The following is an 11,488-nucleotide window of genomic DNA, read 5'->3' on the forward strand; positions in this document are numbered from 1 at the left end:
AAGGGAAAAGAATTGGAACTCTAAAAACGAAGGATTATGCGAGTAAAAAGAATGACTATCGAACAAGGGAAGAGAGTGGGTATCAGCCGCTTTTCCAACTTTCACAAGACTGGAAGCGTAAGAGGCATGAAAAGGCTGTATTACGGCTATAAATGTCTATTAGTGCGTTGTGGCAGCTATGTTTATAATGTATCGGCAGAGCCGCAAATCTACCATCAGGCAACTTTCTAAAACTATAGATTATGGACTATCAGGAATTTTCAGGAGAGGTTATCTCCGAACAAGATAAGGCTTTTGCCAAAGAGTTTACAAACTTCGTCAATGGACGGATGTGTTCCGCAGAGAAAACCGGCAAGGAGCTTACCAGAGCGCACCGTTATCTCCAGCAGCAGATGTTCAAGGTGTTCATGGGTTTCATGCGACAGTTGGCATACAACTATCAAAAAGGGTTCTATGACGAGCGTAACGAGTGGGCATCACGGCTCGCCTCGGAAGCGTACCGTCATCTGATTGAAAGCAATCTCATATTTGACCCGAATTATCAACCCTAAAACAAAAGTATCATGAATAACGAATATGATTTTCCCGAATACGGACGGCAATGTGAGCTTAATACACCGTGGCATGGCTATCACCGTGGCACAATAGTAGCCAAGACAGCAAGAGGTTTTATCGTGCAGTTCAGCAGTGGTGCAGAGATAGAAATATATGAGGACGAAATAAAATTTGATTGATATGTGCAGGTTAATGACACCCCAATTAGCGGAAGCCTTGAAAGGTTTTCCGCTTTACTCCCAGAACGGCAAGGGAAAAGAAGCGGTTTGCCGTGCAGTGTTTATTCTCGGCTCTGCCCGATGGTTCATCCTTGAAGGAGAAGCAGAAGGGAATGATACCATCCTTTTTGGCATAGTCATCGGACTGATGGAGGACGAGTATGGCTATATCTCGCTGAATGAGCTTTCGGAAGTGGAGCTTGACTTGACCAAACAGGGGTATGGCAAGTTGCAAGTCAGACAGCAACAAGACTTTCAACCGACCCCATTAAAGAAACTTCAAGACAACCGATTACAGCGTTTCCTTGCAAGGTTTGAGGATTGAGTATTAATCCGTCAGCCGTGGCAACAAATGCTACGGCTGACATTATCTATGTGCTATGGAATATAGGAATTTGTTTGATATAGCTGTCAGAAATGGCTGGCGTGTGTTCCACAAAGAGCAGGATGGTATTTGGATAGTTGAGTTCCGAAGGAAAACATTTAGTGGCGTACCCTTTTGTTTCACCGTTGAAATGGAATATGGTAAGGTGGAAAACCTTGTCAGTGAGATTATATCATTTGCAGATGCAATAGACCCGGAGACTTGTGCTGTTGAATGGATGATACTGTCTGGTGCTGTTTCACCATCCTGTTATCAGCAAGCCGTGGCCGACATGGATAATATCCGTGTCGAAGTCTGGCTGCTTGTCTATGATTTGTTGGGGCTTATCGGAAGCAGTAACGCCTCGCTCCAATTTCCCAACAATGAACTTAACTAAGAGGTATGCAAACGGCATCATGGAATATCATTTTTCCGTTTGCGCCCTCTTTTGGGAAGTCCATTGGCTTTATAGGCTATCAAATCCCTTCCTTGGAATAGGAGTTTCGCTTGATTGGGAAACCGCGTAAATGATAATGGCTTCTCAGGGTGACTGATATAAGCGTATATTGTACATCGGTGTACGCCAAAATAGCGTGCTGCCTCACTCACCGAATAGATTTGTTCCGGGATAATCTCTCCAAATAATTTATGCAAGTCCATCATGGCATTCATTTTTGCCATAAAGGTAAAAGCAAAGCGATTGGGATGCAATACGTCAAATATTGGAATATCAAGGAGATAATCGGATAATTTATGATAAATTGTTCCAATGTATGAACTGACACGAAGAAAAGGCTGCATTATATATCCGATTTATGCAGAAATGCACATTCGCAGAAGTAGAAGCCTATATGTTTGAGTGTTGACAGCGTTGACAAGCGAGCTGACATACTATCTATCCAAATAGCCATTACAAAAGCGATTGCTATACAATATTTTATCTCTTTTCTTAGAAAAAAGAATTTAGAATAATAGTCTATGTCTTGTCAACGTTTGGCTTCGATTTTTCCAGCATTTCCGATAATGACTACCTTTGTCAACGTTTGTCAACGCAATTTTCTTATAGGAAGTCGTTGATATGAGGATTTTTATGCTTTGTCAACGGTGTCACCTTTGAAATAGGTGCATATTATATTTGGAAATGCACAATGAAACATTGCTAACGCTATTAGCAGGGGGGTAATACGTCTTGCATGATTGGAGTTTAATAACAATCAATGTTTGTTTCTGAGTTTACAAAACTATTCTTATTAAAGTCGCATCATCCTCATATTCTTCATTTGTGGGTAGAGCTTTGTCTAACATCTGATTGACCTTGACTTGTTTATAAAGTCCGTCAGTACAAAGGAAAAGGGAACTTCCAGCATTGGCTTTCTGGCATTGGTATGGAATGTCATCTCTTAAACCTGCACCTTTAATGCACCTTGTGAGCAGGTACTTACCATATCCGATATTCAGAGTGTGGTCTGTGCTTAATTGCTTCATTTCATCGTGGTCAGAAATATAAATTCTGACATTGCCCAACCAAGTATAGTGAATGTCTCTATCTTCTATAAAGGCGACAGCAACGGCTGCGCCCATTTTACTATGCATCTCCAAACTCTTTTTGGAAACGGCTTTGTCTGCAAATTCTAATGCCTTAATCAACAAATCGCTGACAGTCATTTTATTTATGTGCTCACAAACAAAAGTTGTAATTGTGCTTACAATCAAATCTGCTGCCTCCTTGCCAAATGTTAAGCCACCCATACCGTCTGCCAATACTGCGATAATCTTATCGTCTATTATTTGAAGGACTGACAGGCTGTCTTCATTTGAATTGTGCTTACCTTCTATTGAAAAGCTATCTATTTTCATTGTTTTCTCCTTTCTTTAATACTTCAACCATTCCGATTAGTGCATTTCTCACAATCATATGTGAGTCGCTTGCAGAATACTTGCTACTCATAGACCTGATTAGTGGACTGTTTTCATCCAGTTCTATTTGCGCTTGTAGTTGGTCGGTATAGAATTGCAAGTGTTCTTTTGTAAGAAATTCTTTCATTTCACAAGCAATCCATCGAGCACCACCATTCAAGAGGTCAAAACTTTCACTTGTTTCCTGCACCTCATCAGGAACTGGTTGTTTGAACGAAACGTATGCCAAATAGAAATTGTCCATTATATAAAGCATATCGGCTGCGTCTTTGTCTGTGAGCAAGTGCCTGTCAAGCCAAGTATCAAATTTAATGAGGAATTGTCCTGACAAAGGAGCCATCTTTATTGTAATGGCGTCTTCAATCACCACTGTATCGGCTATATTCATTACGTCTCTAAAACATTTGACCGACATTTCAGGATTGCCTTCAGGTGGCCATGCGACTTTTTCGTCTTCCTCCAATTCTCCGAAAGGCACAATGTCTATTTCGTAGTCATTCTTTCCATCCACACCTTTATAATAAAATCGCTGTTTCGGTTTACCCTTGACAAAATTGTTTTTCAATAAATTTTCCGACAATAACTCGAACTGACTCCAATCTTTCAAGGCAATAGCCACATCAAGATCAGATGTTCTTCTACGCGAAGGCGGCATTTCAAGTATTTCCATAGCAATGTCTCTTGCCAGTGCGCCAACAACATACACATCCAGTTGCAGGTCGTTCATTACTTTACTCAATGCTTCAAGGGTGTCATAAAGCAAATTATTCTGTAAAGTATCTCGTGTGATTTTATATTCCATTTTCTTTTATTCTTAATGCGGCCTCATGGCAACGGCTGTCTCCAGCACCCATTAAATCCGCGTAAATGACTAATTTTGGGGCAAGGTTTAGTTTGCTTTCCCCTATCCAAAATTTCTTGTAGATGCGTATTTCCCCATTTGGGGCAGGCATTACCGCACCGGTACGAAGAAGCAACGAACTTGCTACATCTGAATAAATTTCAAATTCACCGGGGATTAAGTAACCATCTACTAAGTTGGCTCCACAATCACCTCCCCAATACATACCTTCGGGAAGAAGCATTTCTTTCCATTTTCTTCTATGCTCCGGACTGCGGAAGGTCATCCGATTGATGAGTAATTTAGGTTTCAAAAATTCATTGTATTGCTGTTGCCACCATTCGACAAGTTCTTCGCGCATCGAAATCTTTCTGCCTTTTTCAGTTTGCACCAAGTACTGTTTCGCTTTCAACAAATCAAAAGCTTTCGTGATAGTGCCCAAAGACAGCCCGACTTTCTCTTGAATCTCACGATAAGCCCAATTGACGCTTTCAGGATTTTGCAAGAAGAATAAGATGAGCTTGATGTTTGTCTCACTTATTTTTGAAGTAGAACTTGGTTTAGTGGGGGTGTTGTCTTTTTGGCCGGCAATCTTAATGATTAGACTCTTATGTCTGATATCACAATTTCCTACTTTGTCTATCCAATTGATTTGATTGTCCGAAAGCGTATTGGCTAATTTGGGATAGATTTTATCAGTAATCAAAACCATAGGCATATTCCTATCGCTACTTTTACTTCTGATTCCGTCAACGACTGAAAAGATGTTGGCGTTGCTTATGGTTTTCTTTATGTCACAATAAAACTTCAAGCTATTAATGCTAATAGTTTGGTCCAATTCGTCACAAATGACAATACAGTCATTCCTTGTTGTCGCCCTCAAATTGTTGATGGCTTCATGAAACAATTCCAAATAATCTGTTCTCATTGTTGTATCGTTCATTGTTCATATAATGTTCATAAATTGATAAACACTGCAAATTTAGTGAACATTCTTTGCTTTGCCAAATTTTGCGTTCATTATTTCATTGTGTTCACGAATTTATGAACATGCGTAATCTATAAACAAACGTTGCCCGTAGTCCATTTTTCTTTCAGAGAATAATTTATTCAGAATCAACAGTGTAATACTATATGGCATTTAGGTGCCAATAATACCTCTTTCATATTACCTTTTGAATCGTGGCTTTATATGAGTGGTGATGGAATTGGAAATTTGATTCAATTCCATCTTTACTTTGTATAACTGTTCTCTGGATAAAGGTGCAATGCAATGGATTAGCAAACCGTCCGATACTATTTTTCTTTTTTCTCTGATGCCGTTTATACCGTCAAAGGGGATTTTGTCAGCACCGCAAGCCTTCATGTAGGCATTGACTGCATCGCGCATGGAATATAAACCCAGTCCGATTTTACCCCAACGCACCAAAGCGTTCACCGCTTCGTTTTTTAATTTGTCAAGTCCTTCGTTCTTCATTATTTCATCATTTAGAATGGTAAATCCTCCTGAATGGGAGGTGTGGTATCGGAAGGGGTTGAATCGGAAAGATTGTCTTCCGACAAGTCCAGACTGTCAGACACAATTTCCGTTTCAAGATCCAGTCCGAAGGCATCCTTTAATTGCAGGTAATCAAAGCACAACGCTTTGGGGCGGTTTACCTTGACTTTCCTGACCTGCTCACCATTGATTACTTCTATCATGTAGTCCGGTAATCCGCCGGGCTGGAGAATGGTGAACCTGTCCTGTTTCAAGCCAAGGTACGAGGAGTGGGATTTTAAGTAGGACATGATGGTTGACCAGTTGGAGCGGTTAGCGGTGGCGTTCATGTTCCGGCTGTTGAACAGGGAAGCCACTGCCGCCATATTCAGATAGAGGATAGGACGGGCTTCCTTGAACTCAATGTCCTCCTTGACGGATATGGGACGGAAGGATTTCAAGTACCGTATGCGGTAATGCGCCTTTTCGATACATTTCCCTGATGTCTGGAATCCTTGTAGCATATTCCAGAAGTCGGCGATTTCAGAGCTTTCCTGCGCCAGCTCGTTCTGGTTACGGATGCCCCTGAATGCTGTTTCAAACAGCTCCGTATAACTGAAAGGTACATGGATGACAGTCTCCAATGTGCGGAACGTGGCCAACGGGATGACCCAGTTGCCGAAGATGCGGTCATGGATCGTTTCGTTTTCCAGTTTTGTAGCCAGTTCCCGTTTGGTGATGGCATATATTTCAGGAAAGTTCTTCTCAAACAGTTCCCTATGGTTCAATATCTCTACCGTCAGATGGGTCAGCCCCAAATTGCAGAGAGCCACCAAATCCTCATAATTTCTTTTCTCCGCCTGGTTGAACGATGTCTTGGAGAAAGCAAGGAAGATGACACGGGTGTAAAGTGCCATGTCCTGCGTGGGCTTGTCCTGTCCGCAAAGTGCCACGCCGGTAGTGACGATGGTCTGGGCCGCCATTCCGTCCGTACTTGTGTTCTTTTTAGTCTGGCCACCGCCACCCCAAAGACCTTTGAGGTAGGCTATCTTGCGGATGTCAAGGTCGTTTTTGTACTCGTCCAATACAACAAGTGTGTTTACAGCTTGTGACACCCGGTCGTTCATGGCCGGTACGGAGGTGACACCGAGGTTGGGCGGGTCAACACCGTGCAAGAAGAATGACTGGAGGGAGGTGGCAAGGGTGGTCTTACCTGTTCCCTTTTCTCCGAAAAGGTTCAGGATGGGGAAATGCCGGGTACGCCGGAATATGATGTCACGGAACAGGGTGGACAGTAGGTAAGAAAAGGCGATGGCCGCATTCTCGCCGAACACTTCCACCAACCTTGTCACATAGTCGTAAAGTTTCACGCCGTTGCGGTTCTCGTGCACCATCAGCCTCTCAAACTGGAAGATTTCCTGATTATGGATATAGATTTTGGACGTGGCAGGAATGTAAAAAGCCTTGCTATTGATACCCCTTACGATACCTAATTCATCCACTTCCCTGAAAGTGCCGTCCATCAAAATGCCGTTGCCAAAGGCGAAGAAACCTTCCGTGTCATTCCAACCCAATTTCCGTATGCGCTCCGCTGTATCGGTTTTCGAGTAGAGATATTCCTTGACACGGTTGAGCTTGTCAATCTTGGCCAACCACACATAGTTGCCCAAAGAGCCGACCTTTTGCTGAAAGTTACTCAACGAACAAAGTTCGGATTCTTTCAGCTCGATGACACGGCACATGTTGTACATGTTCCGCATCCGAAAGATACGTGTTCCATTGCTCTCGTCCTCAATGTGGAACAGCGGTTCCATGATGAAGTTGGAGATTCTTGCCGGCTCCTCGTCATCGTCGCCGGTGGCATAGTAGCAGTTCTCCCTTACAAACAGGCCGAACTGCCGCAATAATTCGGCATCCCGTTGCATTTCATTCATGGGCGCAAGCCGTTCATTCCTTTTCCGGGCTTCCCCACGCGCCTGTGCGACGGCATCACGCCACAGCTTCACCTTGCCGTGCAGTTTGGCCAGCTGCTCGATGCACTGGTCAAAGACAAGCTGATCCTTTACATAACGCATCAGGTCTGCTATTTCGGCCACGCATTTCCGCTCTTCCACCAATGAAGAAGCGACAAGAAAACGTTTTTGAGCCAGCCAGATGATGAAATGCTTCTCTGCCAGCGAGGTGTAATCCTCTTTACTCTTGATGAAACTGTCCGCATCATTTTTGACAAACTTCACTTGGAAAGTATCTTCGGACGGTATATTCTCACCGACAACCGAGGCTTTGACAAACGGAAGTTCCCTGACCGTCACATGAAACCCTTTCCTGATTGCCATCGCACCGTTCGCCATGACCGCCTCAAAGCCGGCACCGTATGGTTTGCCTTCCGTCACATCTGAATCGGGAATGAAACATAAGGATGATGTGTACTTTTTGAGCTGTTCAAACTGGCTGTCCGTCCATGCGGTGCCAAGTGCGGCCACGGTATTGTCAAAGCCGACAGACTGCATCCGCAGGACATCGGGTGCGCCTTCCACTATGATAAAGTAGTCAGCGTTACGTTGGCGGCTTGCCCTGTCGATGCCGAACAAGGTTTCCCCTTTGGAGTAAACCGGACTGGTGGAAGAATTGATGTATTTCGGAGCTTTGGGATTGTGGCCGATGTGTCTTGCCGTATAAGCGATGATACGTCCCCATCTGTTCCTGATAGGTATCATGATTCGTTGCCGAAACATGGCATAAATGTGTCCGTCCTCTCCACGTTTAAGCATTCCCAACTCAAAGAGTGCTTCTTCATTAAGCGACCTTTTTTGGCAATAGTCAACAAAGAGGTTTCCGTCTATTGGGGCATATCCGATACCAGCCACGGAACAGAACTCTTCCGGCCATCTGCCATAGGCATAGTCACGGGCCTGTTTGCACTCTATATTATCTGTTGTCCTCAGACAGTTCAAAAAGTAGGCCTGTATATGATCCAAAGCGACAAGGAGAGATTCCCTGTGTTTTTCTTCGGCCATTTGTTCCTCATTATATTCTTCCTGTGTGTATTCTATTTGGATATTATGATGTTTTGCGATGAATCGGACTGCATCCATGAATGAAAATCCTTCCTTCTCCATGATAAAGGTGATTGCATCGCCACCACGGTTACAGCTGAAGCAATGGAAAAGATTCTTTGCCGGAGAGACAGAGAATGAGCCTGTCCGTTCCTCGTGGAAAGGACAAAGCCCCATCAATGCCGAGCCTTTTCTTGAAAGTTTGACGTATGGGCGGAGGACATCTTCTATGGAAAGTTCCCTGACCTTGCTAATGGTCGATTCACTGATCATAATGCGATTAAGATATTCCAACAGTCTATGATTGACTGTCCCAAATATTTCGGACGGCAAACATTGTCTGGGTTGATCGGCCTGATATAACCGCGCTCCCTGTACTTGCGTAATGTCTTGTGGCTTATGCCCAATTCGGCACAAGTCCGTTTAACTGAATAGACCCCATTAGGGTCACAAGTAGGTTTTAATTCCTTCATTAGCTATAAATTCATGATGAACAGCCCCATAAATATGTTTGTTTGCCACATTGACGGGGTAGTTCTAACTGTCAACATAGCCATAATATTGTTTGAATACTCGCCTTTTTACCGTCATTCCAGATCATCTTTCGTAATGTCTTTGTCGAAATAGTCCTGAACGATACGCTGCAACAGGCGCAAGTCGGCCGTCCTGTACTCGACCTTGCCCGGTCTTTTGTATGCTACCACTTTTCCCATGCGCCTCCATCTTTCGACGTTGCGGCGGCCAAACATTTCATAAGCCCTTCTTTGACTGATAAATTCAGGGTCGTTGTTGTCTGACTTCAAAAACTTTACGATTCTTGCAGCAAGGTCATTCAGAAAGATGTCATACGGAATAAGGCGGTCTAAAAACTGCATGAATGCCATATTCCCTATATGATACGTTTAACGGTTATTGTTTGGGTTTCCCTGTTCGTCTTTGTTTTGAACTGCCTGTTATAAATAGCTCCCAGTTCGGAGGCTTGCGTGCGGACGCTTTTCAGCCTTGAAATGGGGAATGTGACTGTACCGCCTACTTCGAGGGCAGTAAGTGCTGGGCGAATTTTTTCCAAGTTTTCTGCCATAATCTTTGGATATTTAATATTTAATGTTTAACTTTGTACCCACTAATATAGTGTATTACACCTGCAAAGTAACACAAAATGGTTTATATACACAAATATTTGTTTGACTATTTAATGTTTAAGGTCTAATTATTGACTTAGCCCTATGGATATAGACATAAAAAACGTACATATAGGTGAGGCAATCGAGAAACGTCGCAACGAACTTGGATTGAGTAAATCCGAGCTTGGACGGAAAATTGGTGTGCCGCAACAGCATGTCAACCGCATACTGGAGAGGGAGACTATGGAGACCAAACGCCTTATCAAGGTCAGTGAGGCTTTAGGCTTTAATTTCTTCACACTGTTCTGCCCTGTCCAACACCAGATATCCGCCTATCTTGCGGCAGTGACGTTGGATGGTAATGCCCACAATATTATTGGTGATGCCGAACTCGCCTCTCAACTGGCCAAAGCTCAGACAGAGATAGAAAGCCAAAGGGGCACTATTGCACTCCTGAAAGAACAGGTGGATAGTCTGAATGCGCAAATAAACCGTCTTGACTCTAACTTGAAGGATAAGGACGCAATTATAGAACTATTAAAAGAAAGGAGATAAATGACTTGAAAGTTGCTATAGACGAATAGCAGGGAATCATTGAGTAAAAAATGCGATGTAGTGCTTATCAGTCGCTTACAATAACAATGTAAGTTTTTGATTATTAATAATGTATTGCAGCGGCGCAAGCCGCCGTCGAAGAGTAGAAAATTCGATTAAATCAATATTAAACAAATATTCGCTTACTCCGGGATTACACTGGGAAATTAAGCTATTGAATATCAGTGATATATTGATGTGGCGCAGGCAGCTATAGAAGGATAGTCAAATACACTGGTTAGGTACTTAACTATCTGTTATGTAGGCTGTAATCATCTCATAGAGTTGGTTGCAGCCTATTTTTTCAGCCGATTATTTGCTATTACTAGTTGCGATGTTTACTCAAAGTTTACACTTGCTCAAGATGTGTACTTTATGAAAAACTAACTAAAAAGTTGTTTTAATCAAAAAAGGGTTATACTTTTGTTCCCCGAAAAATTAAGGTATTAGGCTTTTAAGAGACCTGAATGTTTAACTAAAACAACGATAGAATGAAAAAAATTGTAGTTTTGATTTTTGTAGTGATGGCGGCTTTGTCTGCTAAAGCACAATTTTATGTGGGTGGAAATGTGGCATTGTGGCATAATGACGATGCAGATAATACATCTTTCCTGATTGAACCGGAATTTGGATATAACTTTAGTGAACGATGGGCAGTGGGAGCTACTTTAGGATTTGCTCATAACAGCAAAGAAACAGTAGGTTTTAAAAATGCTTTTAGTTTTGCTCCTTATGTTCGTTATTCATACTACGAGAATAAAGTAGTACGTCTGTTCTTGGATGGAGGTATTGGAATTTCTTCTGTTAAATACGGTGACAACTCCGAAGGTGGCTTTGAGCTGGGGATCAAACCGGGACTTGCCATTAAATTGAATAATCACTTTAGCCTTGTTGCCAAATGTGGATTCTTGGGATACAGAGATGATTATGCGTATGGTACTGATGGTTACGGATTTTCATTCGGTAGTGAAGACCTTTCATTTGGTTTCCATTATGAGTTCTGATAAAGAACCGTTGTACAATATAAAGGAAAGGGGAATTCTCGAATATTCGGGGATTCCCTTTTCCTTTATATAAAATCTAAATCTAGGGATATTCCTAAAATAATAAAATTTAAGGCAACTACTTCATTGCGAGTTAGTTGCCTTTTTTGTATCTTTAAGCATTCCCCCCAAAAAACGGTTTGACGGCCAAAACGGGGGTAATCTAAAATAAAAACACATGGTAAAGATACAAAAAATCTCAGAAATCGAACCTTGTTTAGGTTTTACCGAGTTCGATATGCTTAAAAAAATATCGTCAAAGTTTTGCAACGAGTGAATTAGGTCGACTCCATTCTCTT

At 42.4% G+C, this 11,488-nt stretch carries 16 protein-coding genes and 1 pseudogene; 8 read left to right on the forward strand and 9 right to left on the reverse strand.

Going from position 1 to position 11,488, the window contains the following annotated elements; all coding sequences use genetic code 11:
- Positions 1 to 36: 36 nt before the first annotated feature.
- From BACFIN_RS21720 to BACFIN_RS10760, 5 genes are read left to right on the forward strand one after another with little or no spacing between them, the layout of a single operon-like run.
- The gene (locus BACFIN_RS21720) at positions 37 to 231 is read left to right on the forward strand and encodes a hypothetical protein (protein ID WP_004295685.1); all 195 of its coding nucleotides are present in this window, start codon (positions 37 to 39) and stop codon (positions 229 to 231) included.
- Between the two features lie 11 nt (positions 232 to 242).
- Positions 243 to 551: a hypothetical protein gene (locus BACFIN_RS10775; protein ID WP_004295686.1), complete on the forward strand. Its 309-nt coding sequence runs from the start codon at positions 243 to 245 to the stop codon at positions 549 to 551.
- Between the two features lie 12 nt (positions 552 to 563).
- Complete coding sequence (locus BACFIN_RS10770; RefSeq protein ID WP_007752731.1) at positions 564 to 734, forward strand: hypothetical protein; 171 nt, start codon at positions 564 to 566, stop codon at positions 732 to 734.
- Between the two features lies 1 nt (position 735).
- The gene (locus BACFIN_RS10765) at positions 736 to 1,098 is read left to right on the forward strand and encodes a hypothetical protein (protein ID WP_004303545.1); all 363 of its coding nucleotides are present in this window, start codon (positions 736 to 738) and stop codon (positions 1,096 to 1,098) included.
- 55 nt (positions 1,099 to 1,153) lie between these two features.
- Positions 1,154 to 1,534 carry a hypothetical protein gene (locus tag BACFIN_RS10760; RefSeq protein WP_004295690.1) on the forward strand — a complete coding sequence of 127 codons (381 nt, stop codon included), beginning with the start codon at positions 1,154 to 1,156 and terminating at the stop codon, positions 1,532 to 1,534.
- A 17-nt stretch (positions 1,535 to 1,551) separates the two neighbouring features.
- On the opposite strand, the gene BACFIN_RS22995 is transcribed toward BACFIN_RS10760, so the two are convergent.
- The 9 genes from BACFIN_RS22995 to BACFIN_RS10725 form a co-directional block, all read right to left on the reverse strand.
- Positions 1,552 to 1,800 carry a MerR family transcriptional regulator gene (locus BACFIN_RS22995; RefSeq protein ID WP_032839557.1) on the reverse strand — a complete coding sequence of 83 codons (249 nt, stop codon included), beginning with the start codon at positions 1,798 to 1,800 and terminating at the stop codon, positions 1,552 to 1,554.
- A 570-nt stretch (positions 1,801 to 2,370) separates the two neighbouring features.
- Positions 2,371 to 2,994: a PP2C family protein-serine/threonine phosphatase gene (locus BACFIN_RS10755; protein WP_004295692.1), complete on the reverse strand. Its 624-nt coding sequence runs from the start codon at positions 2,992 to 2,994 to the stop codon at positions 2,371 to 2,373.
- The gene (locus BACFIN_RS10750) at positions 2,981 to 3,856 is read right to left on the reverse strand and encodes a hypothetical protein (protein WP_004295693.1); all 876 of its coding nucleotides are present in this window, start codon (positions 3,854 to 3,856) and stop codon (positions 2,981 to 2,983) included. The genes BACFIN_RS10755 and BACFIN_RS10750 overlap by 14 nt, the downstream gene beginning before the upstream one ends.
- Positions 3,846 to 4,823 (reverse strand): type IV toxin-antitoxin system AbiEi family antitoxin, encoded by a 978-nt coding sequence (locus tag BACFIN_RS10745; protein WP_004303544.1) that lies wholly within the window; start codon positions 4,821 to 4,823, stop codon positions 3,846 to 3,848. The genes BACFIN_RS10750 and BACFIN_RS10745 overlap by 11 nt, the downstream gene beginning before the upstream one ends.
- 240 nt (positions 4,824 to 5,063) lie before the next feature.
- Positions 5,064 to 5,372, reverse strand: a complete 309-nt coding sequence (locus BACFIN_RS10740) for a hypothetical protein (RefSeq protein WP_004295695.1) — start codon at positions 5,370 to 5,372, stop codon at positions 5,064 to 5,066.
- Positions 5,373 to 5,383: 11 nt separating this feature from the next.
- Positions 5,384 to 8,701, reverse strand: a complete 3,318-nt coding sequence (dnaG, locus tag BACFIN_RS10735; protein ID WP_004303543.1) for a DNA primase — start codon at positions 8,699 to 8,701, stop codon at positions 5,384 to 5,386.
- Positions 8,698 to 8,901, reverse strand: coding sequence for a MerR family transcriptional regulator (locus tag BACFIN_RS23295; protein WP_074726661.1), 204 nt, complete (start codon positions 8,899 to 8,901; stop codon positions 8,698 to 8,700). The genes dnaG and BACFIN_RS23295 overlap by 4 nt, the downstream gene beginning before the upstream one ends.
- 114 nt (positions 8,902 to 9,015) lie before the next feature.
- On the reverse strand, positions 9,016 to 9,312 hold the full coding sequence (locus BACFIN_RS10730) for a hypothetical protein (protein ID WP_004295697.1): 297 nt from the start codon (positions 9,310 to 9,312) through the stop codon (positions 9,016 to 9,018).
- Between the two features lie 5 nt (positions 9,313 to 9,317).
- On the reverse strand, positions 9,318 to 9,509 hold the full coding sequence (locus BACFIN_RS10725; RefSeq protein WP_004295698.1) for a hypothetical protein: 192 nt from the start codon (positions 9,507 to 9,509) through the stop codon (positions 9,318 to 9,320).
- 145 nt (positions 9,510 to 9,654) lie between these two features.
- Here BACFIN_RS10725 and BACFIN_RS10720 point away from each other — a divergent pair, with 145 nt between their 5' ends.
- From BACFIN_RS10720 to BACFIN_RS23865, 3 genes and pseudogenes are all read left to right on the forward strand, one after another.
- Positions 9,655 to 10,107 carry a helix-turn-helix transcriptional regulator gene (locus tag BACFIN_RS10720; RefSeq protein ID WP_004295699.1) on the forward strand — a complete coding sequence of 151 codons (453 nt, stop codon included), beginning with the start codon at positions 9,655 to 9,657 and terminating at the stop codon, positions 10,105 to 10,107.
- Between the two features lie 530 nt (positions 10,108 to 10,637).
- Positions 10,638 to 11,150 carry an outer membrane beta-barrel protein gene (locus tag BACFIN_RS10715; RefSeq protein ID WP_007752732.1) on the forward strand — a complete coding sequence of 171 codons (513 nt, stop codon included), beginning with the start codon at positions 10,638 to 10,640 and terminating at the stop codon, positions 11,148 to 11,150.
- 217 nt (positions 11,151 to 11,367) lie between these two features.
- Positions 11,368 to 11,488, forward strand: a pseudogene (locus BACFIN_RS23865) (transposase); the annotation flags it as partial.

Source organism: Bacteroides finegoldii DSM 17565 (genome assembly GCF_000156195.1).
Taxonomy (GTDB): Bacteria; Bacteroidota; Bacteroidia; order Bacteroidales; family Bacteroidaceae; genus Bacteroides; species Bacteroides finegoldii.